This is a genomic window from Cupriavidus sp. NPDC089707, from assembly GCF_044748965.1.
GTDB lineage: Bacteria > Pseudomonadota > Gammaproteobacteria > Burkholderiales > Burkholderiaceae > Cupriavidus.
The window spans coordinates 24,881-51,505 of sequence record NZ_JBIVHB010000010.1 but is presented as its reverse complement, the minus strand read 5'-3'; the positions used below and the strand labels follow the sequence as shown (position 1 = coordinate 51,505).

The following is a 26,625-nucleotide window of genomic DNA, read 5'->3' as shown; positions in this document are numbered from 1 at the left end:
TCAGCCTCCGAGCAGGTGGCGTTGCACCAGCATCGTCAGGAAGCCCGCCGCCATGAAGGTCAGCGTGGCGACCAGCGAGCGCACCGAACCGCGCGACAGGCCGCATACGCCGTGGCCGCTGGTACAGCCGCCGGCATAGCGCGTGCCGATCCCCACCAGCAGCCCCGCGGCCAGCACCGTGCCCCAGCCCGCGTCGATGCGCGCCTGCGGCATGGCCCCGAAGGCGCCGGCAAGCCACGGCGCCAGCAGCAGCCCGGCGATAAAGGCGGCGCGCCAGGCGGTGTCGCCGTGCGGCAGCGACAGCATGCCGCCGACGATGCCGCTGATGCCCGCAATCCGGCCCAGGCCCAGGATCATCAGCGCCGCGGCCAGCCCAATGACCAGCCCGCCGGCCAGCGACAGCCACGGCGTGAAATGGGGGAAATCGATCTGCATGGAAATCTCCGCAAGTGCGGCCGGCTGCGCGGCCCAAGGCGGGGATTATAGGAGGCGGACAAACATGCACTCGCGGTCATTGCCCGGCACGCGGCGGCCGCCCATAAAAAAGTCGCCGCTGGGGTGGCGGCGACCGGGGAAGGGTCGTCATTCAAGAGGGGTCTTGGTGACAGGGAAAAGTATAGACATTTGAATTAAGACATTACATACAACTTTGGTGGGGTGCGCACGCATCACACGCCGGCCCTGCTGGCAAAGGCCCCGCGCCTCAGAACGGCTTGCCCAGGAAGAGATAGAAGCTGTACGTCCCGGCCGCCGCGCGGCCATAGGCCAGGTAGAGCGGCCCCAGCGGGCTGTCCAGCGCCAGGAACAGCGACCCCGACTTGAGCAGCCCGGTCGGGCTGCCCGGCACCAGCGGCGCGCCCATGCGGCCCGCCTCCAGCGAGAAGCCGGCGTAGATGCCCTGCAGCAGCATCTGCCGCGCCAGCTTGTTGTAGTAGACCAGCCGCGCAAACTGCAGGTTGCCGCCAAGCAATTGCCCGGTCGCATAACCGGATTGCTGCAGGAAACCGCCCCACTGGAACAGGTCATAGCGCGGCAGCGGGTTGCCGATATTGGTGCCGGCCTTGAGCCCGAGCGAGACGGTATGGTTGCCGATCGAATGCGCGTACACCGCTTCAACCTGCGCCTTGACATAGGAATCGTCGGCACCGAGCCCCGGTTGCGAGGCATAGACGCGCATCGAGCCCGAATAGCCGAAGCGTGGAAAGTCGACGCTGTCGAGCTGGTCGAAGAAAAGCCGGCCGGTAATGGCGCCGCGCTTGATCCTGCCGGGGCCTGGCGACAGCGCCTCTGGGCCAGTGCTCAGCGTGGCGTCCAGCGTGCCAGTCTGCACGCCCACCCGCAGCTCGCCGTACTTGGTGAACTGGCTGCCCACGTCCAGCGCTATGTCAAAGCGGCGCAGGTCATAGGTGGCCAGGCGGGTGCTGCCCTGGAACACGTTGACCGGACGCCGCTCCAGCTCGACGCGCGGGGCGATGAAGAAATACTGGCGCGTGTCCAGCGGCTGGTAGAACTCGCTCATCAGCGACGTGGTCTGGCCCAGCTGGGCATCGGTGCGCCATTCGGCGCCAAGCGAGTTGAGCCAGGTGCGACGGTAGCTGCCGACCAGGTTGAAGAATGCATCGCCGCGGAAGTCGCTACTGAGCCCGAGACCGAAGCGCAGATAGTCCGGCCCGTACGATTTCTCGACCGCATTGACCACCAGGATGCGCTTGCCCGGCTCTTCCATGATGCCGTAGTTGACGTGCTCGAAGTCGCCGGTGCCGAACAGCCGCCGCATGTCCTGGTCAAGCGTGGCCTGGTCGAGCGGCTCGCCCGGCTTGGTCGCCATCACCGCCGTGGCAACCTCGGGGTTGACGCGGTGCAGCGGCGCCAGCTCGATCGCATCGATCGGCCGCGTGTCGGGCGGCGGCACCGCCTGCTGCGCCGCGCGCAGCTGCGCATACTGCGCTGGCGGCAGTGCCAGCGGCACGAGGCGCTCGGCCACCTTGCGCGCCGCGGCTTCGCCGATGGGAATGGTGCGGGGCAGGTGATCAAAGTCGGTCGCGGAAAAATCGCCGAGCGCGGGCTCGATCAGCACGTCGGCAGGGCCCAGCGAGGCCAGCGAGGCACGCACGTTCTGCTCGGTCAGGATGTTGAGCATCTGGCCCGTCACGCCGATGATCGAGGTCAGCTCCGCGCGCTTCATCAGCGGCGTGCCGAGGTTGACGGCAATGACGACGTCGGCGCCCATTGCGCGCGCCACGCCGACCGGCAGGTTGTCGGTGAGCCCGCCATCGACCAGCAGTTTTCCCTCGTATTCCGCCGGCGCCACCGCGCCCGGCACCGACATGCTGGCGCGCATCACGTTGGCCAGCTCGCCGGCGCTGAACACCACCGGCGTGCCGGCGACCAGGTCGGTGGCGACGGCGCGGTAGGGAATCGGCAGCTTGTCGAAGTCGCGGTACCCGGGCGTGCGTGCCAGCTGGCGCAGCACCGTTTCCAGCTGCACCCCCGAGACCGCGCCCTTGGGCAGCAGCAGCCCGCTCGCCTGCACGCCGATCTCGGGCGTGATCAGGTTGGTGAAGTCGTCCTGCTTGCGGCGGATGGTCAGGTCCTTGCGCGGGGGGCGTTCCTTGAACAGCTTTTCGGTGCTCAGCCCGCCGACCAGCCGCTCCATCTCGGCGGGCGACATGCCGGTGGCATAGGCGCCGCCGACCAGCGAGCCCATGCTGGTGCCGGCGATGCAGTCCACCGGCACGCGCAGATCCTCCAGCACCTTGAGGACGCCGATATGCGCGGCGCCGCGCGCACCGCCGCCGGACAGCACCAGGCAGATGCGCTGACGCGCGCCGCGGGGTGGCGCGGCGGTGGCGGCAGGCGTGCCGAGCGCTGCCGGCGCTGCGGGCGCGATCGCTGGTGCCGGCACGTCCGCTGCGCCCGATACGGTGGCTGCGTCCGGCGCGGCACGGGCGCCCACGGCAAGGCACGCCGCCAGCGCGAGCGCTGCCAGCCGCAGGATCCGCAACCCATGGGGTGTGGCTGCCTTCATGTCGTCGTCCGTTCAGCAGGCAGCCGCAATGCGGCGCCGGTTGCCCGGTCTGTGCGCGGCCGGGATGGGCGTCGGCTTATCTTCGGGCAAAAACGCGGCGCACGGGCCGCCTGGCGCGCGTGCCGCAAAACAATTCATCATGCCGCTCGGAAGCGTGCAGATCGGCATTCACTGCGGGAAGCGCACTGCGCAGGACGCGTGCAGTGACTAAGATGAACGCAGGCCAAGGCGGGTGGGGAATGCATGTACGGTTATTTCTTTTGCCAGACCGCAGCGGGGCAACTGACGCTGATTCCCCGCGAGAAGGACTGGATGCTGATGCTGGGCAATGGCGTGATGGGGCGGTACCCGAATGCCCAGGCAGCGGTGGATGCCCTGTACGACGGCGCATTATGCGTGCGGGGCCGGCGCATCGATGCGAGCGCGCTGGGCGTGCCACCACGCGCGCACGACTGGCTCTACCATGTACTGAGCCGCTGAAGCAGCCAGCGGCGTACCCGGCGGGCCGCATGGGACCGCACGGACCGCGCAGAGGGAGAATCGCCATGACCGCACTGGTGGAGTGGACCCGCGAACATACCAGCCGGCTGTTCCCGATGTCGGCCGAATACCATCGCGCCGGGGGCAGCGAGGTACAGGTAAGCTGGCAGGCCGAGCCGCCTGGCTCGCCGGGCCGCTGCCGCATCTGCGCGTCGCTCGCGTTCGACCAGGACGTGATCGATGCCGTCTATCTGGCCGACCCGCCCGAACTGGCTCGCATCGGCACGCGGCTGGCCGACCTGGTGGCGCGCTGGCTTGCCGATGACGACATCGCCTGCCTGTCAGGCACGGCGCTGGTGATCCCGGTCGGAAACGTGCTGCTGAGCCACTGAGCGCTCTGGCTCGGCATTGCAGCTACGCAGCGGGGTCGGCGGCGTGGTTGGCGCCGGCGGCATATACTGGCGGCTGATCCGCCTATTCCGCCCGCAGCGGCGTGCAGTCCGTGTCCCAAGCGTCTCCCGTCAGCCCTGCCGCCAGCCCTGTCGCCAACCCTGTCGCCAACCCTGTGGATGACCCGCGCCCCGTACCGCCCGAGCGGCCCGGCGACGACGAATGCTGCGGCTCCGGCTGCGATCCGTGCATCTTCGACTACTACTACCAGGAGCTGGACCGCTACCGTGAGGAACTGCGCGCGTGGGAAGCGCGCCAGGCCGCGCGGCACGCGGAGGATCCGGCCAGCGCGGAGGATCCGGCCAGGTGAACGCGCTGCTCGACTTCGTTCGGCGCCATCCGCGCCTGTTCGTGCTGACCGGCGCCGGCATCAGCACGGATTCCGGCATCCCCGGCTATCGCGACGCGCGAGGCCAGTGGCAGCGTTCGCAGCCCATCACGCTGCAGGCATTCCTCGGCTCGCACGCCGGGCGTCAGCGCTACTGGGCGCGCAGCATGCTGGGCTGGCCGGTGGCATGGCAGGCGCGGCCCAATGGCGCTCATCAAGCGCTGGCCCGGCTGGGTGAGCAGGGCCGCCTGGGCGCGCTGGTCACGCAGAACGTCGACGGCCTGCACCAGCGTGCCGGCAGCCGCGACGTGATCGAGCTGCATGGCAGCCTGGCCAGCGCCATCTGCCTGGACTGCGGCGCGCGCCATGACCGCGCCGGCCTGCAGGACTGGCTGCTGGACCAGAACGCCGCGTTGCGCGAGGTGATCGCCGAGCCGGCCGCCGATGGCGACGTGCATTTCGAATCGCCGCTGTTCGCACACTTCCGCGTGCCCGAGTGCGGGCGCTGCGGCGGCATCCTCAAGCCGGACGTGGTTTTCTTTGGCGAGTCGGTCCCGCGCGTGCGCGTCGATGCCGCGCGTGCGGCGCTAGAGGCCGCCGATGCGGTGCTGGTGGTGGGCTCGTCGCTGATGGTCTACTCGGGCTACCGCTTCTGCGTCTGGGCCGGGCAGATGGGCAAGCCGGTGGCGGCGCTCAACCTCGGCACCACCCGCGCGGACGACATGCTGGCGCTGAAGGTGGAAGCAGGCTGCGCGCCGGCGCTGCAGGCGCTGGTGGCGCAGCTCGATTCAGGCGCTGCAAACTGAGCGGTAGCCGGATCATGCATGCCGCCTTGACGCGAGCGCCGCACCGGCATAGGATCGCCAGACCTTCGCATCAAATTCCCGATTTTGTCATGACCGCAGACCGCCATCGCCCCGTCAACGCCGCGCCGTGCGATGCGTTGCCGTGCGTGCGGCGCCAGCCTGCGTTCGTCTCTGTCGCACCCCCGCCGTTCTCCGGCGGCGTGCATCCGCCCCCGCCGCCACGCGGCTGACGGGCGCGCTCGCGGCCCGCTTCCTGGTCCGCACCCCGGCACTTTCGTCCCCGGTATTCACGCCTGCGCGTGCCTGACGGCACGGCAGCCGCGCGCGTCGCGCGCCGCTGCCTGTCGATTCGCGCGCCCGCGCGCCGGGGTCTGCCATGCCTTCGACAGATGACATCCATGACCATCGATAAAAACTGCGCGGCGCAACTGGGCGCCGCGAACGACGCCCGGCATGCCGCATCCGCCGCGTTCTGGGCCACACCCCTGTTCGTGCTGCTGTGGAGCAGCGGCGCCATTGCGGCGCGCCTCGGGCTGGACCATGCCACGCCCTTTGCCTTGCTGACGCTGCGCTTCGCTATCACGCTGGCGGTGCTCGGCGCCATCGGCCTGGCACGCGGCCACGTGCTGCCGCCGCGCGGCGAACGGCTGCACGTGGCGCTGACCGGCCTGCTGCTGATTGGCGGCTACGCCGTGTTCTACTTCCTTGCACTCGACCATGGCATGACGCCTGGTGTGCTGGCCACCGTGCTGGGTGCGCAACCGATGCTGACCCTGTTGCTGACCGAACGACGCTACAGCACGACCCGCATGGCGGGCCTGGTGCTCGCGCTCGCAGGATTGGCGATGGTGGTCGCGGACAGCATGCTGCTGGCACGGCTTTCCCTGGCGGGCGTGTTGTGCGGGCTGGCATCGCTGGCTTGCATGACCGTCGGCGCCATCCTGCAGAAGCGCATCACGCGCGAGCCGGCGCAGGTGCTGCCGCTGCAGTACGGCGCCAGCCTTGCGGCATGCTTGCTGTGCCTGCCGTTCCAGCCCTTTGCTTTCGAGGTATCGCTGGCGTTCGCGCTGCCGCTGCTGTGGCTGACGCTCGGCATCTCGATCGGCGCCACGCTGCTGTTCTACCGGCTGATCCGCGCGGGCAACCTGGTCAATGTGACCAGCCTGTTCTACCTGGTGCCTGCCGGCACCGCGGTGCTGGACTACCTGCTGCTGGGTAACCGGATGGCGCCGCTGGCGATTGCCGGGATGGCGGCGGTGCTGGCGGGACTGGCGCTGGTGTTCCGCGGCGGGCGCGAAACGGCGCGGCGTTAGGGGGCGGCGTTAGGGGGCGGCGTTAGGGGGGCGCATTGGGGGCGGCGTTAGGGCCGCAGCCTTAGCGGTTCTTCACTTCGACCCGCACTTCGTCCTGGCCGACCGTGATCGTCCCCGGCTCGACCTCCTTGCCGCCGAAGCGCAGTTCCTCGGGCTTGAAGGTATAGACCGGATAGTCCTTCAGCAACTGCTGCGCAACGACTGCGCCAATGGCATTGAGCTGCTCGCGGTACTGGGCCATGCCGGCGACTTCCACGTGTTGCACCGTGGGGTTGTCGAGCAGCACGGCGCGCTTGCCGGGGTCGTAGCGCACGCCGCTGTTGAGCGCCAGCTTGCCGTCGACTGGCGGCGAGGGCAGCAATGCGTTGGTCAGGCGTGCGTCGACATGGGTGGTGAGCCGGTTGCTGGCCTCGTCGAGCACCAGCCGGGGGTGGCTCAGATGTACGGTCACCACCTCCGCATAGCGGAGCGTGGCGGGAAAGCGTTGCTCCAGCGCGGCCTGCAGTTCCTGGCGGGTCAGCGTGTATTCGCCGGTCCAGACGTTGTAGCCGGCCAGCGCGGGCGTGGCGGCCGTGCAGACGGCCGCGAAGACGGCCGCGGCGGCAAGGAGCAGGGAGGGGCGCAGGCGCATGTGGCGGATGGTGCGCGCCTCGCCGGCGCGCGGTGGATGGAGTCAGCCAGTCAGACCGCGCGCGTGAGGTGGCGTTCCGTCACATGGCGGATGCGCGCATCGGCGCCGCATCAGTAGTGCGGCGGGATTTCCTGCAGGGGATCGGACTCTGCCGCCGTCGACGTGGCGCTGCGCAACTGCTGGTACAGCGCGCGGAACTGCCCCTGCAGCAGGTCGATCTGCTGCTGCTGGCGCGCCACCGTGGCGTTGAGCGTTTCGAGCAGGTCTTCCTGGAAGGCGAGCTTGATTTCGAGTTCCGTGATGCGTTCGTCCATGGCGCGTGGCTGTCGTGGGTTCGCCGGTTTCTCCGGCTGGCGGCGCGCATTGTAATCCGCGCATGGAAATCCCGTATGCCGCTGCCGCCGGCGAAACCACGTGCGCCGCGCTTACTTCTGCTCGGTGATCAGCATCCACATGACGCCGAAGCGGTCGCTCACCATGCCAAATTGCTCGGCGAAGAAAGTCTTGTCCAGCGGCATCACCACCTGGCCGCCTTCCTTCAGGCCGTCAAAGGCCTTTTCCACCGCGGCCTTGTCGGCAAAGCTGACCGTCAGGCCGAAGCCCTCGAACTTGGGCTGGTTCGAGCAGCGGCCGTCGGACGCCATGATCACGCTGTCGCCGATCTGGAACTCCATATGCATGACCTTGTCTTCCGTTCCCGGAGGAGCCTGGCAGCCGGGGTCGGCCTTTTCGGGCTCGGGGTTCTCCTTGAACGTCATCCGCATATTGACCTTGGCGCCAAGGGTCTTCTTGTAGAACTCCACCGCTTCATCGCAACGACCTTCAAGAAAGAGATAGGGCTGGACTTGCATGACAACTCCTGTAAAGGGGCCACCCGGGCTGGGCAACCAGGGAGAACGCAGCCATCGTACGGACGATGGCCGTGAGAATCCGGCAACGGGGGTGCAATGTTCTTGTGTACGCCGTCCACAATACCTTAGCAAACAAAGTGGGCGGTGTCCACATGAATGCGAAACCGGTCGTTGACGAGGCCTTGCGTGCCGGCTGCACTAGAATGCCCGCGAACCGTCTCGATCCGGCTCTCGCCTGACCACTTTAGACACCCGGGGCTGCCTTGCGTTACGAACTGACCGACCTGCGCCTGTTCCAGGCGATCGCCGATGCACAAAGTCTTTCCGGCGGCGCTTTGGCCACGCATATCACTGCATCGGCGGCAAGCTACCGTCTGAAGAACCTTGAACATGCGATGGGCACGCCGCTGTTCGTGCGCACTGCGCGCGGCATGGAGCTGACGCCGGCAGGGGAGACACTGCTGGTTCATGTGCGCGAACTGCTGCTCGGAGTCGAGCGCATGCACGGCGAGGTGGGCCGTTTCTCGGCGGGCCTGAAAGGCAATATCCGCCTGCTGGCCAACAGCAGCTCGCTCAACGGCTTCATCATCCCGAGCGTGAGCCGCTTTCTGCTGGCCAATCCGGACGTGAACATCGACCTCGAAGAACGCGCCAGCCAGTCGATCCTGACCGCAGTGGCGGCGCACGAGGCCGACGTCGGCATCCTCGCCGGCGATTTCGAGACTACCGGCGTGCGCTCGGCGCGCTATGCGCGCGACGAGCTGATCCTGGCAGTGGCCGCGGAGCATCCGCTGGCGCGTGAGCCGGAGGTGCGTTTCGGCGCGGCGCTGGCCTTCGACTTTGTCTGCATGAGCCGCACCAGCAGCAACTTCCTGTTCCTGCGCGACATGGCGCAGCGCGCGGGCAAGAGTCCCAACGTGCGCCTGCATGCGCACAGCTTCGACGCGGTGCTGTCGCTGGCCGAGGCGGGGGTAGGCGTGGCACTTGTGCCGCGCAGCGTGGCGGCGCTGGCACTGCGCGAAGCGCGCGTGGTGGGGGTGAGGCTGGCCGAGCCCTGGGCACTGCGCGAACTCAACCTGATCGTGCGCGCCGACGGCAAGCTGCCGGCTTTTGCCGAGGCGTTCGCGCAGTTCCTGCTCAACGATCCGCGCGTGGTGGCCACGCGCGAGGGTGGCGCCGTGGCCGGCACGGCGCCGTAATCACGTATCCAGGCGCAGGTCAGCGCTTCCGGTTCAGGAACGTGGCCATATGCTGCTGCGGCTCGCCGGTGTCGAACGCGCTGGCGAATTCCGCCACGCTGTTGTTGATCGACACATCGACCGGCGCATCTTCCCACTCGCGCAGCAGGCGCTTCTGCTGGCGCACCGCAACGGGACCGAAGCCCGCCAGCAGCGCGGCCACGCGCTCGACCTCCTGGTCCAGCGCATCCAGCGGCACCACGCGGCTGACCAGTCCCCACTGCAGCGCGTCTTCGGCGTTGGCGATCTCGCCCGTCAGCAGCAGCCATGACGCGCGCGCATTGCCGATCAGGCGCGGCATCAGCGCCGCGTGGATGACCGACGGGATGCCGACCTTGACCTCGGGCATGCCGAGCTGCGCATTGTCGGCGGCGATGCGGATATCGCAAGCCAGCGCCAGTTCCAGCCCGCCGCCCAGGCACCAGCCCGGCATGCGCGCGATCACCGGCGCCGGGCAATGGCGCACCGCGTCGCACAAGCGGCGCAGGCCGCTGATGAATGCCTGCGCGCTGGCGCGATCCAGCGCGGCCATCTCCTTGATGTCGGCGCCGCCGATAAAGCCCTTGTCGCCGGTGCCGCGCAGCACCACCACGCGCACGGCGTCGTTGGCGGCCAGCGCCTCGATCGCGCGCGTGACCGAGGCGATCACCGGCGTGCCGAGGATATTGAGGGAACCCGCGTCGCGGATGGTGACGGTGGCAATGCCGCGCGCATCGATGTCGACGCCGGCGTGCTGTTCCTGGATGGTTTCGCTCATGTCGGTCCTTGAGGCTTCCTTTACTGTGGCTTGCTTACTGGAGCTTGCTTACTGGAGCTTGGTGAACTGGATATCGTCGACGACCTTCTTCCAGTGCGCATTCTGCCCGCGCACCAGTTCGGAAAACGCCTGGCGCGAGGTGGGTGCCGGAATCGCACCCTGCTTCTCGATCGCCGCGATCACGTCGGGCTCGGCGAGCGCCTTGCGCACGGCCTGGTTCAGCTTGTCGAGGATGGGGGCGGGCGTGCCGGCCGGCGCGCCCAGTCCGAACCACGACGGATTGTTCATCGCCGGCAGGCCGGCTTCGGCATAGGTCGGCACGTTGGGCAGTACCTTCAGGCGCTGCTTCGCCGCAACCGCCAGCGGCTTCAGGCGTCCGCCCTGGATCAGCGCGGACGACGAGGGGATGTTGTCGAACACGACCTGGATCTGGCCGGCGACCGCATCATTGAGCGCCGGGCCCAGGCCCTTGTAGGGCACGTGCAGCATGCGCGTGCCGGTGGCGTTCATGAACAGCTCGCCGTTCATGTGGCTCAGGCCGCCATTGCCCGACGAGCCGAACGAGTACTTGCCCGGATTGGCTTTCAGCAGCTTGATGAAGGACTGCAGGTCTGCCGCGGGGAACGAGGCGTTCACCACCAGCACGTTCGGCACGTCCGCGAGGTTGCTGATCGGCGCGAAATCCTTCGCCGGGTCATACGCGGTCTTGACGTAGACGTTGGGGTTGACCGCGTGCGAGCTTTCCACCTCCATCACCAGCGTGTAGCCGTCGGCAGGCTGCTTGGCGGCATAGGCGCTGCCCACGGCGCCGCCGGCGCCCGGGCGGTTCTCGACCACCACCGGCTGGCCCAGCACCGTGCCCAGTTGGGTGCCGACGATGCGGGCGATGATGTCGGTGGTGCCGCCCGCGGCGTAGGGCACGATCAGCTTGATCGGGCGGTCGGGGTAGGCGCTGGCCTGCGCGGCGCTGGCCGAGGCGAGCGCGGCGAACAGGGCAACGGTGGTAAGGACTGGCTTCATCGGGGTGTCTCCGGAGCAGGGTTTGTCGGTCTTGTAGGTCTTGTAGGTCTTGTAGGGGGCGGGCATCAGTTGGCGGCGTTGTGCTCGTCCAGCAGCGGCGGCGGCACGAGCGGGCCGTCGTGGCCGGCCAGCATCGGGTTGCGCACCATTGGAACGCGGCCCATGACGGGATGCTCCGCCACCTGCATCAGGCCGCGGTGCTGCACCTGCGGGTGGGCGAAGACTTCCTCCATGGTGTGGATCGGGCCCCACGGCACGCCGTTGGCGTCGAACGCTTCGGTCCAGGCGGCGCGCGTGCGGGTGGGGAAGCGTTCGGTCAGCAGCGCGCGCAGCGCCGGCAGGTGCCCGATGCGCGCCGAATTGGTGGCGAAGCGCGGATCCTGCGCCAGTTCCGGCATGCCGGCCACCGCGCAGAAGCGCGCGAACTGGCCGTCATTGCCGATCGCCAGGATCAGGTGGCCGTCGGCGCAGCGGAACACTTCATATGGCGCGCAGTTGGGATGCGCGTTGCCGCTGCGCTGCGGATTCTGGCCCGAGACCAGGTAGTTGGCAGCCTGGTTGGCGTTCATCGCCACCGCCACGTCGAGCAGCGCGATGTCCAGATGCGTGCCGACGCCGGTCGATTGCCGCTGGTACAGCGCGGCCAGCACCGCCGAGGTCGCATACATGCCCGTGCTCAGGTCCACCACCGCCACGCCGGTGCGCAGCGGCCCCGCGCCCGGTGCGCCGTCGGGCTGGCCGGTATAGCTCATCAGGCCGCCCATGCCCTGGAACACGTAGTCGTAGCCGGGTTTGTCGGCCATCGGCCCGTCCTGGCCGAAGCCGGTGATCGACAGGTAGACCAGTCGGGGGTTGATCGCCTTGAGGGATGCATAGTCGAGCCCGTAGCGGCCCAGCGTGCCGACCTTGTAGTTCTCGACCAGCACGTCGGCCTCGCGCGCCAGCGCACGCACCTGCGCGGCGCCTTCCGGCGTGCCGTAGTCGATTGCCACCGAACGCTTGCCGCGGTTGCAGCAGATGAAATAGCCCGACAGGCGCGGATCGCCTTCAGTGCCGGCCGGGGCGTCGAGGTAGGGCGGGCCCCAGCCGCGCGTGTCGTCGCCGTGCCGGGGGTGTTCGACCTTGGTCACCTCGGCGCCCAGGTCGGCCAGGTTCTGGGTACACCAGGGACCGGCGAGAATGCGCGACAGGTCCAGGACCCGGATCCCTTGCAGGGCGCGATGCAGCATGACGACTCCGCTCTCAAAACAACGATGCGGCGCAGTATAGGGAGGGGTCCCCGGCGCTAACCAGTCGAGAGTTTTGAAAGGCGCGTTCGCGGGATTTCAACACGCCGCCGGGGTGCGGCCGACGACCCGGCATCGGCCTGCGTTTGGCGCGTGGGCGCTGCCGTGTCACAATTCGCGTTTGGCACTGACTCGGCCCGTGACTCGGCCGGCCGCGTCGCCGTGCTCCCGCGCGCGCAGACGCCTTCCCGGGCAACGCGGCGGAAGCCCGCCCAAGAGCCGACAAATTCACTTAGATTTCTGGCGATGACTACCATCCTGCAGCACATTCCTACCGGCCAGCGCGTCGGTATCGCCTTCTCCGGCGGCCTTGACACCAGCGCGGCGCTCCTCTGGATGCGCCAGAAGGGCGCCGTCCCCTACGCCTACACCGCCAACCTGGGCCAGCCCGACGAGCCCGACTACGACGACATCCCGCGCCGCGCCAAGGCCTACGGCGCCGAGGAAGCCCGCCTGGTCGACTGCCGCACGCAGCTGGTGGCCGAGGGCATCGCCGCCCTGCAGTGTGGTGCGTTCCACATCTCCACCGCCGGCATCACCTACTTCAACACCACCCCGATCGGCCGCGCTGTCACCGGCACCATGCTGGTCGCCGCGATGAAGGATGATGGCGTCAACATCTGGGGTGATGGCAGTACGTTCAAGGGTAATGACATCGAGCGTTTCTACCGCTACGGCCTGCTGACCAACCCCGGCCTGCAGATCTACAAGCCGTGGCTGGACCAGCAGTTCATCGACGAACTGGGCGGCCGCGCCGAGATGTCCGAGTTCATGCGCCAGAACGGCTTCGACTACAAGATGTCGGCCGAAAAGGCGTACTCGACCGACTCCAACATGCTGGGCGCCACCCACGAGGCCAAGGACCTGGAACACCTGGACTCGGGCATCCGCATCGTCCAGCCGATCATGGGCGTGCAGTTCTGGCGCGATGACGTCGAAGTCAAGCGCGAGGAAGTCACCGTGCGCTTCGAGGAAGGCCAGCCGGTCGCGCTGAACGGCCAGACCTTCGCCAACGCCGTCGACCTGTTCATGGAAGCCAACCGCATCGGCGGCCGCCATGGCCTGGGCATGAGCGACCAGATCGAGAACCGCATCATCGAAGCCAAGAGCCGCGGCATCTATGAAGCCCCGGGCCTGGCGCTGCTGTTCATCGCCTACGAGCGCCTGATCACCGGCATCCACAACGAAGACACCATCGAGCAGTACCGCGACAACGGCCGCCGCCTGGGCCGCCTGCTGTACCAGGGCCGCTGGTTCGACCCGCAAGCCATCATGCTGCGCGAAACCGCCCAGCGCTGGGTGGCCGGCGCCATCACCGGCGAAGTCACCATCGAACTGCGCCGCGGCAACGACTACTCGATCCTGAACACCACCTCGCCGAACCTGACCTACAAGCCGGAACGGCTGACGATGGAAAAGGGCGAGTCGATGTTCACGCCGCTGGACCGCATCGGCCAACTGACCATGCGCACGCTGGATATCGTCGATACGCGCGAGAAGCTGCAGACGTATGCGAAGAGCGGCCTGCTGTCGACGCAGGTGAGCGCTTCGCTGCCGAAGCTGGAAGACTGAGTGGGGTCGCGCCGGTTGGCGCGACTTGCTTGGCAAGGAAAACCGGCACCTTTGGGTGCCGGTTTTTTTTGCGCCGCCTCATGCAACGCTGGGTGGACGGTTCATTCGATGTTGTGTAGAGTTGCGCAAATGAAGAGCGCGGACCTGATCAGGCAACTGACGTCCGGCGGCTGGTATTTGACGCACATCGTCGGATCGCACCATCAGTTCAGGCACCCCACCAAACCAGGAAAGGTAACGGTGCCTCACCCGAAGAAAGACCTGCCACTCGGCACGGTGCGCAGCATCCTCAAGCAGGCCCGCCTCCGGTAACAGAAAATTTTTCTGATCGCCCATGCTATATCCCGTCCATATCGAGCCTGGCGACGCGAAGCACGCGCACGGCATCTCGTTTCCGGATTTCCCCGGATGCTTTTCCGCTGCCGATGACTGGGCGGACATTCCAGCCAACGCGCAAGAGGCTGTCGAAGCCCACTTTGCCGACGGAGAGCCGGTTCCGGAGCCATCCAGTCCGGAGCGGTGGTTTCATCATCCGCAGTATCAGGGCGGCATCTGGATGCTGGTTGATATCGACTTGTCGCGCGTCAACACGAAAGCCGTACGGGTGAATATCAGCTTGCCAGAGCGGTTGGTCCAGCAAATCGATGATGCTGCCAAGAGCCGGCATATGAGCCGATCGGCATTTCTGGCGCTGGCGGCACAGCATGAGATGGAACAGGGCTGATCACGCCGGCTGACGCGACCCCCCGTTCTGGCGGCGTACACTGTGACCTCGAGACCACCAGAGCTCCATCACCCATGCCCTCCCTCCGCACCCTCTACCCCGACATCGAGCCCTACCAGACCGGCACGCTCGATGTCGGCGATGGCCACGTCATCTACTACGAGCGCGTCGGCACTCCGGGCGCCAAGCCGGCGGTGTTCCTGCACGGCGGCCCTGGTGGGGGGATCTCGGCAGACCATCGCCGGCTGTTCGACCCGGCGCGCTATGACGTGCTGCTGTTCGACCAGCGCGGCTGCGGACGATCGACGCCGCATGCGGGGCTGGACAACAACACGACTTGGCACCTGGTCGACGATATCGAGCGGCTGCGCGAACTTGCCGGCGCGGAGCGCTGGTTGGTATTTGGCGGTTCCTGGGGTTCGACGCTCGCGCTGGCCTATGCGCAGAAGCATCCGCGGCGCGTCAGCGAACTGGTGCTGCGCGGCATCTACACGGTGTCGCAGGCAGAACTGGACTGGTACTACCAGTATGGCGTGTCCGAGATGTTCCCCGAGAAATGGGAGCGCTTCCAAGCACCGGTGCCCGAAGCGGAACGCGGCAACATGATGGCCGCCTACCGCAAGCTACTGACCGGCGACGACATGGACAAGCAGATCGAAGCCGCGCGTGCCTGGAGCGTGTGGGAAGGCGAGACCATCACGCTGCTGCCGAATGCCGACAACAGCGCCAGGCATGACGACAGCCACTTCGCGCTGGCCTTCGCCCGGCTGGAGAACCATTACTTCACGCACCGCTGCTGGCTGGGGGATGGACAACTGCTGCGCGATGCATGCAAGCTGGCCGATATCCCCGGCGTCATCGTGCACGGCCGCTATGACATGCCATGCCCGGTGCGTTATGCCCATGCCCTGCACAAGGCGTGGCCAAAGGCGGATTTCCACCTGATCGAAGGGGCGGGCCACGCTTGGACGGAACCAGGGATCACGGACCAGCTGATCGCCGCCACCGACCGCTTCGCCGCGGCGTAGCGCAGGCGGGCCAACAGGAGACCACGATGCAGCCCGCAATACAACTCTACGCCCACCCGTTTTCCTCCTACTGCCAGAAGGTGCTGATCGCGCTGTACGAGAACGCGATTCCATTCGAGTTCTGCATGCTGTCGCCCGAACATCCCGACCATGCGGCCGAACATGCGCGGCTATGGCCAATGAAGCGGATGCCGGTGCTGGTCGACGGCTCCCGCACGGTGTTCGAGTCCAGCATCATCATCGAATACCTTGATCAGCATCGCCGCGGCGTAGTGCGCTGGCTACCTGATGCGCCCGATGACGCGCTCGAAGTCCGTTTGCTGGACCGCTTCTTCGACCAGTACGTGATGACGCCGATGCAGCGCATCGTGCTCGACCATCTCCGTCCCGCCGGCCAGCGCGATCCCCATGGCGTGAACGAGGCGCACAAGCTGCTGGAAAACGCCTACGCCTGGTTGGACACCAGGCTCGCCGGCCGTGATTGGGCGGCAGGCACTGCCTTCACGCTGGCCGATTGCGCGGCGGCACCGTCGCTGTTTTATGCGGACTGGGTGCATGCCATTCCTGCGGCGTGCCCCCATGTGCGCGCATACCGTACCCGGCTGATGGTGCGCCCGTCCTTCGCGCGCGCCGTCGACGAGGCGCGGCCGTACCGTTCCTTTTTCCCGCCGGGCGCACCGGACCGGGACTAACGCAGCGAGCGCCCGCGTCAGCCAGCCTTGCTCCCGCCGCTGGTGCATCGGCGATCTCCGCCACGCAGCAGTGGGTGGCCGAGCTGGCCGGCGAAGGCGTCTTCACCGGCCAGTCCGAAGGCGACGGCTGGCGCGCCTACGCCGACTGCATTCTGCAGGCGCGCAAGCCGTAAGCCGCTCAGCGCGGCGTGGCCGCCGCGTGTTGCTTAGCTGGAATGCCGAGCACCGCTGCATCGACGCGCGCCGCCATGGCGCGATAGCCGGCGTCGCCGGGGTGCAAATGATCGCCGCTGTCGAACGCCGGCAGCAGCGCCACGGGCCGCGCGGGATCGCGTACTGCTGCGTCGAAGTCCGCCACGGCATCGAACGCGCCGCCATGGCGGATCCAGTCGTTCACCGCCTGCCGCACCGCTTCCTTGGCGGCACCGTAATAGCCGCGGATCGGCGTGTCGCGCAGCGCTCCCGCGAACGGCGTGATGGTTGCGCCGATCACGCGCACGCCGCGCGCATGCGCTTGCGCGATCAGCCTGCGGTAGCCATCGATCAGTTCCGCCGCCTGCGGCACCGCGTCGGCCGGGGCGAAGGTTGAGCCGGGCCAGCCAATGTCGTTGATGCCGATCGCCACGATCACGGCGCGCACATGCGGCTGGTCCAGGACATCGCGCTGCAGCCGCGCCATTGCCGACACGCCCATGCCGTCGCGCAGCAGCCGTCCGCCCGAGATGCCGGCATTGAGTACGGCCACGCTCTGGCCGGCCAGCTGCTGCGCCAGCACGTCAGGCCAGCGACGGTTGGCGTCAGGCGTGGAGCCGTTGCCCTCGGTGATGGAGTCGCCGAGGGCAACGACGGCGCCGGCTTGTCCGGCGGCATCAACCTGGATTTCGCTGAGCAGCACGCGCGCGTTGAACGCCGTAGGCCGGGTCAGCGCGGATCGCCCCGTGACATTGCCAGGTGCAAGCCATGCGGTCTGGCGACCGTCCCAGTGGAATGAACCGATTGCGGTGCCGGCGGGCAGGTAGAGGCTCAGGACAAGTTCTCCAAGCGCCGGCGCCGCAAGTTGCAGCGCATCGCTGGCGACGGACCCGCCGGCCGGGATCGTGACGGCGGCGCGGCCGCCGAAGGTCAGCGGCTGGCTGCCAGGCGCCGCGACGCCACCGCCTGCGTGGCGCGCAAGCTGCGCAGCAGCGACCGTGACCGCTTTGCGCCCATACGTGTTCGCCAGCACCACGCGCACCTGCTTGCCACCAACGCTGAGACGCGCCACCTGGCGCACGGTCTGCCCCGACAGGTTCGCCGGCAGACCGGTGGCCAGCGGCAGCTCGGCAGGTTGCCACACGGGCTGCTGGCTGGCCATCCAGCTGGTCAGCCAGGCATGGTCGTGCAGCGGTTCGGCCCACGCATTCGGCGCGGCGGCGTACAGCGGGACGGAAAGCGCCAGCGCGGAAAGGGCGCGCAGCATGCGGACTGGAAACATAGGACGTTCCTCGCGTTATTGGCCGGCAACCGTGCCGGGACAGGGCAACGTTAGGCTATTCCCGTTCCACGCAGTAGCAGGCAGAATGGCATAGCATTTATGCCAATTCGGAATGAGCACGCGAAAGGAGAAAGATGGACACCCTGCGCGCCATGCGCGCCTTCGTGCGTGCAGTCGACCTGGGCAGCCTGTCTGCCGTGGCGCGCGAGCAGCGCACGACCCAGCCGACCATCAGCAAGGTTATCGCCGCGCTGGAGCACGACCTCGGCGTACGCCTGCTCGAACGCAGCACAACCAGCCTGTCCCCGACCGAAGCCGGCCGGCGCTTTTACGACCATGCCCGGCGCGTGCTCGACGCCTATGGCGAAGCCGTCAACGACGCGCGCGGCCTGACCCAGCGGCCCGCCGGCCGCGTGCGCATCAGCGCGCCTGCCAGCTTCGGCGTGTTGCGGCTCAATGCGCTGATGCTGGCGTTCCAGCATCGCTACCCGGAAGTGGAAGTGGAGTTGCTGTTCGATGACCGCTTCGTCGACCTGGTCGAGGAAGGCGTCGATATCGCCGTGCGTCTCGGTGGCACGCTGCCGCCCGACGTGGTCGCGCGCAGGATCGCGGTGTCGCCGCGGCTGCTGGCGGCCGCGCCGGGCTACCTCGCGCAGCATCCCCGCATCCGCCGGCCCGCCGACCTGGCGCGCCACCAGATCCTGCGCTTCACCTGGCTTGCCGCCGGCGAAGAGATCGTGCTCGATGGCCCCGACGGACACGCGCTGGTCGAGGCGCCGTGCCGCTACCACGTCAATCATTCGCTGGCCATGCGCGAGAGCTTTCTTGCCGGGGCGGGCTTTGGCCTGACACCGGCGTGGCTGGTGCAGGACCTGCTCGACACTGGTGCCCTCGAGCGCGTGCTGCCGCGCTGGAACGGCCAGGCGCAGGAGGCCTTCCTGGTGTATCCGTCGCGGCGCTACCAGCCGGCGCGGGTGCGGGTGCTGCTCGAGTTCCTCGCCGCGGAAATCCCGCGCCTGCCCGGATTCCGGGCGGCGTAGCGCGCCCCCCGCCGTTCAGCGCAGGCGGCCATGGGTCGCGAGCAAGGTCAGCGGACGCGCCAGCAGCGTGCTGGCCAGCGCCATCAGCAGCAGTCCCGAGAACGCCGTCGTGCTGATGACGCGCGCATCCAGCAGCAGGGTGAGAACCACCACCTCGACCAGTCCCTTGGTCTGCAGCAGCGCGCCCAGCACGGGCAGCGCGGTGACCGCGGTGCAGATCCCCATCGCGCAGGCGAACCAGTAGGGATCGGCATGCTCTCCCGCCACCGGCCAGCCGGCGCGGGTCATCCACCACCCGGTTACGCCGCCGAGCACGAACGGCGCGGCGATGCTGCCCAGCGAGATACGCAAAGTGTCGTGCCAGTGCGTCGTCGCCGCGTCTTCGCGCAAATGCAGGCCGGTCAGGAAGCAGAACAGCGTCACGGCGAGCCATTGCAGGCCGGAGAGCATCGGCAGGTGATCGGGGCCGAACAGCGTCGACCAGCCCTGCGGCGCCAGCTGGCCGAATACCGATGGCCCGAGCATGATGCCGGCCAGCACCTGCACGGCTACCAACGGAAAGGCGGCCTGCAGGCCCGCCCCGCGCCACAGCAGGTAGGGAAGCGCGACCACCAGCATGGCCTGCAGGAAGAAGATGCTTGCCGAGCTCATTGGCACTCCGCGTTGGACATGGCCATGGGGAAGGGCGGATGCGGCCCCGCCTTACCCGAACATCCCGCCGTTGACCGAGATCACCTGCCGCGTGATATAGCCGGCGTCGGGCGACAGCAGGAAGGCCACGGTGGCGGCAACCTCGTCCGGTGTGCCCATGCGCCGCGCCGGGATCAGGCGCAGCGCCTCGTCGCGCACGTGCGGTTCGACCATGTCGGTGTCGATCAGGCCGGGCGCGACGCAGTTGACCGTGATGGCGCGCTTGGCCAGTTCAATGGCAAGCGCCTTGGTGGCGCCGATGATGCCTGCCTTCGCGGCGCTGTAGTTGGCCTGCCCGCGGTTGCCGACCAGTCCGGAGACCGACGACAGCGTGACGATGCGGCCGGGCTGGCGGCGCTGCACCATCGGCATCACCACGGGGTTGAGCACGTTGTAGAAGGCGTCGAGGTTGGTGTGCACCACTTCGTCCCACTCGGCGCCGGTCATGGCCGGGAACGCGGCGTCGCGGGCCAGCCCGGCATTGCAGACCACGCCGTAGTAGCAGCCGTGCGTGGCGATGTCGGCCAGCAGCATGGCCGCTGCCTCATCGCGGCGACTGATGTCGAAGCACAGCACGCGCGACCTGCTGCCATGGGCGCGCACCGCGTCGGCCACGGCTTCGGCCTCGTCGCGGCGTGCGCGGCAATGCACCACCACGTCATAGCCGTCACGCGCCAGGCGCAGTGCGATGGCGCGGCCGATGCCGCGCGAAGATCCGGTGACCAGTACGGTCGGATTGGTCATGCTTGTTTTCCTGGCAGTTGGGCCATGCCGGCTCGGCGGCGGCCGTCAGACGTTGCAGAATTCTTCGAGCACCGCCATGCGGCGGCGCGGATCGGCGACGAACGGGTTGTTGCGGTCCCATGCATACCCGGCCAGCACCGCGCTGATCATGCCGCGGATTTCCGGCGTGGCATTGGGGTGGAAGATCAGCTTCTGGAAGCGGCCTTCATACCATGCCTCGACAAAGACGCGGAAGCAATCGACGCCCGCGCGCAGCGGCTGCGCGAAATCCTTCTCCCAGTCCACCGTTTCGCCGCCGAGCTGGCGCACCAGGCAGTCCGCCGCCAGGCTGGCCGACTTGAAGGCGATGGTGACACCGGAGGAAAACACCGGATCGAGGAATTCGCCGGCATTGCCGAGCAGCGCATAGCCGTTGCCCCACAGCGTGCTGACGTTGGCCGAGTAACCCGCGATCTGGCGCGCCGGGGTGTCCCAGCAGGCATCGGCAAGCAGGCTGGCCAGCCCGGGCTCCTCGGCCACCAGCGCGCGCAGCCGCTCGGTCTCGGTGCCGGTGTAGTTTTCCAGGAACGCCTTCTCCGCCACCACGCCAAGCGAGCAGCGGCCGTCCGAGAACGGGATGGTCCAGTACCAGACGTCCGGGTGCTGCGGATGCACGCTGATCAGGATCTTGTTGCGGTCGAAGGTCCCCGGCGCGATCCGGTCTTCGACATGGGTGAAGAGCGCGCTGCGCACCGGGAAGCCCGACGGCGACTCCAGATTGAGCAGGCGCGGCAGGATGCGGCCGAAGCCCGAGGCATCGAGCAGGAATTTCGCGCGCACCCGGTACTGGCTGCCATCGGGGGCGCGCACCGTCACCTCGGGTCGCGCGCCGCTGACATCGACATGCTCGACCAGATGCGCAAAGCGGACTTCGGCGCCCTGGCGTGCCGCCTCGCGGATCAGCACATCGTCGAAGCGGGCACGCTGCACCTGGTAGGTCGTGCCCCAGCCGGGAGAGAATTTTTCCCGGAAGTCGAAAGCGGTGTGCTGGCCGGCGCGGGAGAATGCAGCGCCGTTCTTGTACTGGAAGCCGGCTTCCACCACCGCACGCAGCATGCCGGCACTTTCGATATAGGCCATGCTCTGCGGCAGCAGGCTCTCGCCGATCGAAAAGCGCGGGAAGATTTCCTTCTCGATCACCAGTACCGGGATGCCGTGCTTGCGCAGCAAGCCCGCCGCGACCGAGCCGGCCGGGCCAGCGCCGATGATGACGACGTCCGTGGTTTCCGTTTGCATCGTGTCCGATCCTTGTTCTTGGTCAGGCCGGCGGAGGGGGCGCCGCCGGCAAACGCAAGAATATGGCGGCAAAACGCCACCAGTTGGCGTGCCAGCAACATCTTGAAACCATTTCAGGCGGCTGTCGCGCGGAATGATGCAGGCAGCGAAAGTGCAACAAAAGGCGCAATAAAAGGAAGTTGGGCGTCGCGCTTATTTCGCTGCCCGCCATCCGCCAGGGCCTTGCCGGCACGATTGCCGCTCTGCCGGCAAAATGTGGGACCGTGGTCACACGTCCCTTCCGGAGATTCCCATGCCAGCCACCACCATGCCCTACCGCCGCCTCGGCGCCAGCAACCTGCGCGTCTCGGCGCTGTGCCTGGGCACCATGATGTTTGCCGACCAGACCGACGAAGCCGAGGCAGCGCGCATCGTGGCCAGCGCGCGTGACCACGGCGTGAATTTCATCGATACCGCCGACGTCTACACCAAGGGCGCGTCGGAGCAGATGGTCGGCAGGCTGCTGACCGCCGGGCGCCACGACTGGGTGCTGGCTACCAAGCTCGGCAACGCCATGCAGTCCGCGCCCAACCATTCGCACTACTCGCGCGTGTGGATCACGCGCGCGGTCGAGGACAGCCTGCACCGGCTGGCGACCGACTACATCGACATCCTCTATCTGCACCGCGACTATCCCGGCGAGAACCTGGAAGAGGCGGTCCGGGCGATGGGTGACCTGGTGCGCAGCGGCAAGATCCGCTACTGGGCAGTGTCGAACTTCCGCGGCTGGCGCATTGCCGAGATCGCCAGGCTGTGCGGCGAGCTGGGCGTGCCGCGCCCGGTGGCCTGCCAGCCGTACTACAACCTGCTGAACCGCGTGCCCGAGGTGGAGATCCTGCCGGCTTGCGAACACTACGGCCTGGGCGTGGTGCCCTACAGCCCGGTGGCGCGCGGCGTGCTGACCGGCAAGTATGCGCCCGGCCAGGCACCGGAACAGGGCACGCGCGCCGGCCGTGCCGACCGCCGCATCATGGAAACCGAGTTCCGCGAGCAATCGCTGGTGATCGCACAGCAACTCAAGGCGCATGCCGAGGGGCGCGGCCTGACACCGGGGCAGTTCGCCACGGCGTGGGTGCTGGCCAATCCCATCGTCTCGTCGGTCATCGCGGGGCCGCGCACGCTGGCGCAGTTCGAGGACTACTTTGGTGCGCTCGGGGCCGCGATCACGCCGGACGAAGAATCCATGATCGATGCGCTGGTCGTGCCGGGGCATGCGTCGACCCATGGCTACAACGACCCGGGCTACCCGTTCGGGGGAAGGCCGGTGGCACGCGCGCAGAAGGCATGAGTGCGACGCACGCCGGCGATGCAAGCCGGCGGCGCAGGATCGCGCCGGCATGTGGCGCAAGCGCGTCTCCACATAGCGTGCGTTAACAACAGCGCGAGATCGGCGCTGTCAATGGCGCGATGATCCCGCGCATGCTTGCTGCACGCCGGCCAGACTCCTACTAATATCAAGACAGGCGGCACGCGCAATGCGCGTGCCGCGAGAACATTGCGCTTCGAGCCGGTGCGCGGATCCCGCTGCGCGCAACGCCGGCCAAACAGGGAAGCCCAAACGTGTCGCGTCGTGGCTGGATCTTCGCTGGCTTGGCGGTCGCCCTCACCGGGGGCGTCTACGTCGTGTATAGCCTGGTCGCGAGCGAAGTGCGCAATTCGCACTGGCAGGCGCGGCTGATCGGCGGGCTCGGCCAGCGGCTGACATTCGAGATCCAGCCGGGCGCCAGCGACAGCATCCGCTTCCCGCATTCCGGCCCCTACGACGCACGCATGGGCTACGGCATGCTGCCGCAATTCGCGCAGCGTCTTGAGCAGCGCGGCTACGTTCCCGCCGAGCAGGCGCGCATGTCGCCCGACATGGTCAGGCTGATGGACCAGGGCTTGTTCGCGCCGTACCGCGAGAAGAACCAGGCCGGGCTGTTGCTGCGCGACTGCAACGGGCTGACGCTGGCGTTCGAGCGCTATCCGCAGCGCCAGTATCCCGATTTCGCCACGGTGCCGCCGCTGCTGGTAAGCACGCTGCTGTACGTCGAGAACCAGGGCCTGCTCAACCCCGAGTACCCCAACATGAACCCGGCGCTGGACTGGCGCCGGCTGTCGCGCGCGGTGCTCGACCAGTTCATCCGGCTGGCCGACCGTTCGCACGATGCGCCAGGCGGCAGCACGCTGGCCACGCAGATCGAGAAGTACCGGCACTCGCCCGAGGGACGCACCGCGTCGATCCCGGAGAAATTCCGGCAGATGGCGTCGGCGTCGCTGCGCGCTTACCTGGACGGGCCCGACACGCAGCGCGCGCGCGAGCGCATCGTGGTCGACTACCTCAACACCGTGCCGCTGTCGGCGCGCGAGGGCGTCGGCGAGATCAACGGCATCGGCGACGCGCTGTGGGGCTGGTACGGCGAGGACTTCGGCGAGGTCAACCGGCTGCTCAAGGAAATGGACCAGCGCGCGCCCGAGCCGCGCCAGGCGCAGGTATTCAAGCGTGCGCTGTCGCTGATCATCTCGCAGCGCCGGCCGTCTTACCATTTGCGCCGCGACGACACCAACCTGGATGCGCTGACGGCCAGCTACCTGCGCCTGCTGGCCGCCAACAGCGTCATCACCGCCGCGCTGCGCGACGCGGCGCTGGCGCAGCCGCTGGACAAGGCCGCGCCGCCGCAGCGCGGGCTGCAGGAGCCTTTCGTCACGCGCAAGGCCGTCAATCGCGTGCGCGCCGACGTCACCCGCCTGACCGGAGTGGAAAGCCGCTACGACATGGACCGGCTCGACCTGACGGTCGACAGCACCATCAACCGCGAGGCGCAGCGCATCGTCACCGAGACGCTGCAGCGCGTGAACAACAAGGCGGATGCGCGCGCCATGGGCCTGTACGGCCACAACCTGCTGCGCGACAACGACGACCCGTCGAAGCTGATGGCCAGCTTCACGCTGTTCGAGCGCGTCGGCAACGCCAGCGTGGTGCGGGTGCAGGCCGACAACATCGACCAGCCGTTCGACGTCAACAGCGGCGCACGGCTGAACCTCGGTTCGACCGCCAAGCTGCGCACGCTGGTGACCTACCTGGAAATCATCAGCGAACTGCATGCGCAATACGCCGGCATGGGCCGCGCCGAGCTGGCCGGGGTGCGGCTGGCACGGCAGGATATGCTCGCCCACTGGGCGGTGGAGTACCTGTCCAAGGCGAAGCAGCCCGAGGAGCGCGAGCTGATGGCGATGCTCGAGGCCGCGTTGGAGCGCAAGTACTCCGGCAGCGCCGGGGAAGGCTTCTATACCGGCGGCGGGCTGCAGAGCTTCACCAACTTCGAGCGCCAGGCGGGCGAGCGCAACATGACGGTGCGCGTCGCGTTCCAGCAATCGGTCAACCTGGTCTTCATCCGCATGATGCGCGACATCGTGCGCTACGAGACCTTCCACGCCAACCCGGACATCGGCGACCTGTTCGAGGACCGCAACGCGCCGGGGCGGCGCGAGTACCTGGAGCGCTTCGCCGACCAGGAAGGCAGCGCCTACATGACCAGCTTCTACCAGCGCTACCGCGGCAAGACCTCCGAGCAGCGGCTGGACACGCTGCTGGGCCGCGTGCGCATGACCACCCCGCACATCAACGCGGTGCGCATGTCGGTGACGCTGCTGAGCGCGCGCCCGTACCTGGATGAGGACAGCTATATCCGCATCATGCGTGCGCGCCTGGGCGACAAGCAGCTGGCCAAGGAAGACCTGTCCGCGCTGTACCGCAAGTACGGCAAGGACAAGTTCAACCTGAACGACCGCGGCTACCTGTCACGGGTGCATCCGCTGGAACTGTGGATGGTGGAGTACCTGGACCAGCACCCCGAGGCCACGCTGACGGAGCTGCTGCGCGCCAGCACGGCGGAGCGCCAGGAAGTCTACAAGTGGCTGTTCAAGACGCGCAGCAAGGCGGGCCAGGACAACCGCATCCGCACGCTGCTGGAACAGGACGCCTTCACCCGCATCGCCAAGCGCTGGCAGCGGGTGGGCTATCCGTTCGATTCGCTGACGCCGTCGTACGCCAGTGCGATCGGCGCGGCGGGCGACCGTCCGGCGGCGCTGGCCGAACTGGCTGGCATCCTGCTGGCAGGCGGCGTGGTCACGCAGAGCGCCGCGGTGCGCAGCCTGGCCTTTGCCGACGGCACGCCGTACGCCACGCGCTACGTGCTGCAGCCGGGGCCGGGCAAGCGCGTGCTGCCGGCCGAGGTGGCAGAACTGGCGCGGCGTTCGATGCTGGACGTGGTGGAACGCGGCACCGCCAAGTCGATCCGCGGCGCCTTCACGGTGCCGGGCCGCGACGGCACGACGCTGACGGTGGCGGGCAAGACCGGCACCGGCGACCAGCGCTTCCAGGTGTACGGGCCGGGCGGGCGGCTGATCTCGTCGCGCTCGGTGAACCGCTCGGCAACTTTCGTCTTTACGCTGGGCGAGCGCTTCTTTGGCACCGTGGTGGTCAATGTGCGCGAACCGTACGCGGTGCGCTACAGCTTTACCAGCGCGCTGGCGGTGCGGGTGCTGCGCGCGGTCGCGCCGCAGGTGTCGGCGATGGCGCCGGGCGGCGACCGCGCACTGCTGCGCTGCCGCGATGCCGCGCCGGGCCTGCGCGCGCCGCGCATGCCGACCATGGCGGCACCGGCCGAAGCCGTGCCGGGCGCCACGCTGGCGCAAGGGCTGGAAGCGCCGCCCCGCGCTGACGCGGTGGCTCAGCCGGCAGCCCCTGCGTCGCCCAAGTCCGAGGCGCCGAGCCTGGCCGACGCCAACGATGCCATCACCGTGCGCAAGGCCAGTCAGCCCTTGCGGCGGACCATGCCGTAGATCACCAGCAGCACGATCGCGCCGATCACCGAGGCGACCCAGCCAGCCGGTTCGCCCGGCTGGTACCAGCCCAGCGCGCGGCCGACGTAGCCGGCCACCACCGAGCCGAGCACGCCAAGGATGATGGTCATGATCCAGCCCAGCTTGTCGTCGCCGGGCTTCACTGCCCGTGCGATCAGTCCGACGATGAGGCCAACGAACACGGTGCCGATGAATGCCATCATGGTGCGCTCCCGGTAGTGGACTGCTTAAGATGGGACCGGCTGCATGGTGCAGCCGGCTGCGCTTCATGATACACGCAGCCGGGGGCCGCGTATGACGTCCACGTGACCTCG

General features: G+C 68.0%; 27 protein-coding genes. 14 read left to right on the top strand and 13 right to left on the bottom strand.

What is annotated here, in order from left to right; translation table 11 throughout:
- On the bottom strand, positions 1-435 hold the full coding sequence (locus ACIP1U_RS17635) for a YeeE/YedE family protein (protein ID WP_400317120.1): 435 nt from the start codon (positions 433-435) through the stop codon (positions 1-3).
- A gap of 268 nt (positions 436-703) precedes the next feature.
- Positions 704-3,028 (bottom strand): patatin-like phospholipase family protein, encoded by a 2,325-nt coding sequence (locus ACIP1U_RS17630; RefSeq protein WP_400317117.1) that lies wholly within the window; start codon positions 3,026-3,028, stop codon positions 704-706.
- 243 nt (positions 3,029-3,271) lie between these two features.
- On the opposite strand from ACIP1U_RS17630, the gene ACIP1U_RS17625 reads away from it, so the two are divergent.
- The 5 genes from ACIP1U_RS17625 to ACIP1U_RS17605 all read left to right on the top strand — a co-directional run bounded on the left by ACIP1U_RS17625 (position 3,272) and on the right by ACIP1U_RS17605 (position 6,405).
- Positions 3,272-3,508 (top strand): hypothetical protein, encoded by a 237-nt coding sequence (locus tag ACIP1U_RS17625; protein WP_400317115.1) that lies wholly within the window; start codon positions 3,272-3,274, stop codon positions 3,506-3,508.
- A gap of 65 nt (positions 3,509-3,573) precedes the next feature.
- Complete coding sequence (locus ACIP1U_RS17620) at positions 3,574-3,900, top strand: hypothetical protein (RefSeq protein ID WP_400317112.1); 327 nt, start codon at positions 3,574-3,576, stop codon at positions 3,898-3,900.
- 173 nt (positions 3,901-4,073) lie between these two features.
- Entirely contained in the window at positions 4,074-4,268 is a 195-nt protein-coding gene (locus ACIP1U_RS17615) for an oxidoreductase-like domain-containing protein (RefSeq protein WP_400317542.1), read from the top strand.
- Positions 4,265-5,092 (top strand): NAD-dependent protein deacetylase, encoded by an 828-nt coding sequence (locus ACIP1U_RS17610; protein WP_400317109.1) that lies wholly within the window; start codon positions 4,265-4,267, stop codon positions 5,090-5,092. Before ACIP1U_RS17615 ends, ACIP1U_RS17610 begins: the two co-directional genes overlap by 4 nt.
- Before the next feature lie 398 nt (positions 5,093-5,490).
- Complete coding sequence (locus ACIP1U_RS17605; RefSeq protein WP_400317106.1) at positions 5,491-6,405, top strand: DMT family transporter; 915 nt, start codon at positions 5,491-5,493, stop codon at positions 6,403-6,405.
- Between the two features lie 61 nt (positions 6,406-6,466).
- On the opposite strand, the gene ACIP1U_RS17600 is transcribed toward ACIP1U_RS17605, so the two are convergent.
- The 3 genes from ACIP1U_RS17600 to ACIP1U_RS17590 all read right to left on the bottom strand — a co-directional run bounded on the left by ACIP1U_RS17600 (position 6,467) and on the right by ACIP1U_RS17590 (position 7,887).
- Entirely contained in the window at positions 6,467-7,036 is a 570-nt protein-coding gene (locus tag ACIP1U_RS17600; RefSeq protein WP_400317103.1) for a DUF1439 domain-containing protein, read from the bottom strand.
- 110 nt (positions 7,037-7,146) lie between these two features.
- Entirely contained in the window at positions 7,147-7,350 is a 204-nt protein-coding gene (locus ACIP1U_RS17595) for a SlyX family protein (RefSeq protein ID WP_029045176.1), read from the bottom strand.
- A 111-nt stretch (positions 7,351-7,461) separates the two neighbouring features.
- Positions 7,462-7,887, bottom strand: a complete 426-nt coding sequence (locus ACIP1U_RS17590; protein WP_400317101.1) for a VOC family protein — start codon at positions 7,885-7,887, stop codon at positions 7,462-7,464.
- A 263-nt stretch (positions 7,888-8,150) separates the two neighbouring features.
- On the opposite strand from ACIP1U_RS17590, the gene ACIP1U_RS17585 reads away from it, so the two are divergent.
- Positions 8,151-9,086, top strand: coding sequence for a LysR family transcriptional regulator (locus ACIP1U_RS17585; protein WP_400317099.1), 936 nt, complete (start codon positions 8,151-8,153; stop codon positions 9,084-9,086).
- Positions 9,087-9,105: 19 nt separating this feature from the next.
- Here the strand turns inward: ACIP1U_RS17585 and ACIP1U_RS17580 are convergent, their stop codons facing one another.
- The 3 genes from ACIP1U_RS17580 to ACIP1U_RS17570 form a co-directional block, all read right to left on the bottom strand.
- Positions 9,106-9,882: an enoyl-CoA hydratase gene (locus ACIP1U_RS17580; RefSeq protein ID WP_400317097.1), complete on the bottom strand. Its 777-nt coding sequence runs from the start codon at positions 9,880-9,882 to the stop codon at positions 9,106-9,108.
- Positions 9,883-9,930: 48 nt separating this feature from the next.
- Positions 9,931-10,902: a tripartite tricarboxylate transporter substrate binding protein gene (locus tag ACIP1U_RS17575; protein WP_400317540.1), complete on the bottom strand. Its 972-nt coding sequence runs from the start codon at positions 10,900-10,902 to the stop codon at positions 9,931-9,933.
- Between the two features lie 65 nt (positions 10,903-10,967).
- Positions 10,968-12,131 carry a CaiB/BaiF CoA transferase family protein gene (locus ACIP1U_RS17570; protein WP_400317095.1) on the bottom strand — a complete coding sequence of 388 codons (1,164 nt, stop codon included), beginning with the start codon at positions 12,129-12,131 and terminating at the stop codon, positions 10,968-10,970.
- Between the two features lie 303 nt (positions 12,132-12,434).
- Here ACIP1U_RS17570 and argG point away from each other — a divergent pair, with 303 nt between their 5' ends.
- From argG to ACIP1U_RS17545, 5 genes are all read left to right on the top strand, one after another.
- On the top strand, positions 12,435-13,760 hold the full coding sequence (gene argG / locus ACIP1U_RS17565) for an argininosuccinate synthase (RefSeq protein WP_116319124.1): 1,326 nt from the start codon (positions 12,435-12,437) through the stop codon (positions 13,758-13,760).
- 129 nt (positions 13,761-13,889) lie between these two features.
- A complete protein-coding gene (locus ACIP1U_RS17560) occupies positions 13,890-14,072 on the top strand; it encodes a type II toxin-antitoxin system HicA family toxin (RefSeq protein ID WP_400317092.1) in 183 nt (60 codons plus the stop codon).
- Between the two features lie 22 nt (positions 14,073-14,094).
- On the top strand, positions 14,095-14,484 hold the full coding sequence (locus tag ACIP1U_RS17555; protein WP_400317090.1) for a type II toxin-antitoxin system HicB family antitoxin: 390 nt from the start codon (positions 14,095-14,097) through the stop codon (positions 14,482-14,484).
- A gap of 74 nt (positions 14,485-14,558) precedes the next feature.
- The gene (gene pip / locus ACIP1U_RS17550; protein ID WP_400317088.1) at positions 14,559-15,512 is read left to right on the top strand and encodes a prolyl aminopeptidase; all 954 of its coding nucleotides are present in this window, start codon (positions 14,559-14,561) and stop codon (positions 15,510-15,512) included.
- Between the two features lie 38 nt (positions 15,513-15,550).
- Entirely contained in the window at positions 15,551-16,204 is a 654-nt protein-coding gene (locus ACIP1U_RS17545) for a glutathione S-transferase family protein (protein ID WP_400317537.1), read from the top strand.
- Between the two features lie 178 nt (positions 16,205-16,382).
- On the opposite strand, the gene ACIP1U_RS17540 is transcribed toward ACIP1U_RS17545, so the two are convergent.
- Positions 16,383-17,678, bottom strand: a complete 1,296-nt coding sequence (locus ACIP1U_RS17540) for an SGNH/GDSL hydrolase family protein (RefSeq protein ID WP_400317086.1) — start codon at positions 17,676-17,678, stop codon at positions 16,383-16,385.
- A 134-nt stretch (positions 17,679-17,812) separates the two neighbouring features.
- On the opposite strand from ACIP1U_RS17540, the gene ACIP1U_RS17535 reads away from it, so the two are divergent.
- The gene (locus ACIP1U_RS17535) at positions 17,813-18,718 is read left to right on the top strand and encodes a LysR substrate-binding domain-containing protein (RefSeq protein WP_400317084.1); all 906 of its coding nucleotides are present in this window, start codon (positions 17,813-17,815) and stop codon (positions 18,716-18,718) included.
- Between the two features lie 15 nt (positions 18,719-18,733).
- Here ACIP1U_RS17535 and ACIP1U_RS17530 read toward each other — a convergent pair whose 3' ends face one another.
- From ACIP1U_RS17530 to ACIP1U_RS17520, 3 genes are read right to left on the bottom strand one after another with little or no spacing between them, the layout of a single operon-like run.
- The gene (locus ACIP1U_RS17530) at positions 18,734-19,369 is read right to left on the bottom strand and encodes a cation:proton antiporter (RefSeq protein ID WP_400317082.1); all 636 of its coding nucleotides are present in this window, start codon (positions 19,367-19,369) and stop codon (positions 18,734-18,736) included.
- A 51-nt stretch (positions 19,370-19,420) separates the two neighbouring features.
- Positions 19,421-20,152: a 3-oxoacyl-ACP reductase FabG gene (gene fabG / locus ACIP1U_RS17525; protein ID WP_400317080.1), complete on the bottom strand. Its 732-nt coding sequence runs from the start codon at positions 20,150-20,152 to the stop codon at positions 19,421-19,423.
- Positions 20,153-20,197: 45 nt separating this feature from the next.
- On the bottom strand, positions 20,198-21,427 hold the full coding sequence (locus tag ACIP1U_RS17520; RefSeq protein ID WP_400317078.1) for an NAD(P)/FAD-dependent oxidoreductase: 1,230 nt from the start codon (positions 21,425-21,427) through the stop codon (positions 20,198-20,200).
- A 292-nt stretch (positions 21,428-21,719) separates the two neighbouring features.
- On the opposite strand from ACIP1U_RS17520, the gene ACIP1U_RS17515 reads away from it, so the two are divergent.
- Entirely contained in the window at positions 21,720-22,754 is a 1,035-nt protein-coding gene (locus ACIP1U_RS17515; RefSeq protein ID WP_400317077.1) for an aldo/keto reductase, read from the top strand.
- Between the two features lie 272 nt (positions 22,755-23,026).
- Complete coding sequence (locus ACIP1U_RS17510; protein WP_400317075.1) at positions 23,027-26,290, top strand: transglycosylase domain-containing protein; 3,264 nt, start codon at positions 23,027-23,029, stop codon at positions 26,288-26,290.
- Here ACIP1U_RS17510 and ACIP1U_RS17505 read toward each other — a convergent pair.
- Positions 26,263-26,514: a GlsB/YeaQ/YmgE family stress response membrane protein gene (locus ACIP1U_RS17505; protein ID WP_400317073.1), complete on the bottom strand. Its 252-nt coding sequence runs from the start codon at positions 26,512-26,514 to the stop codon at positions 26,263-26,265. The genes ACIP1U_RS17510 and ACIP1U_RS17505 overlap by 28 nt on opposite strands.
- Between the last annotated feature and the right edge of the window lie 111 nt (positions 26,515-26,625).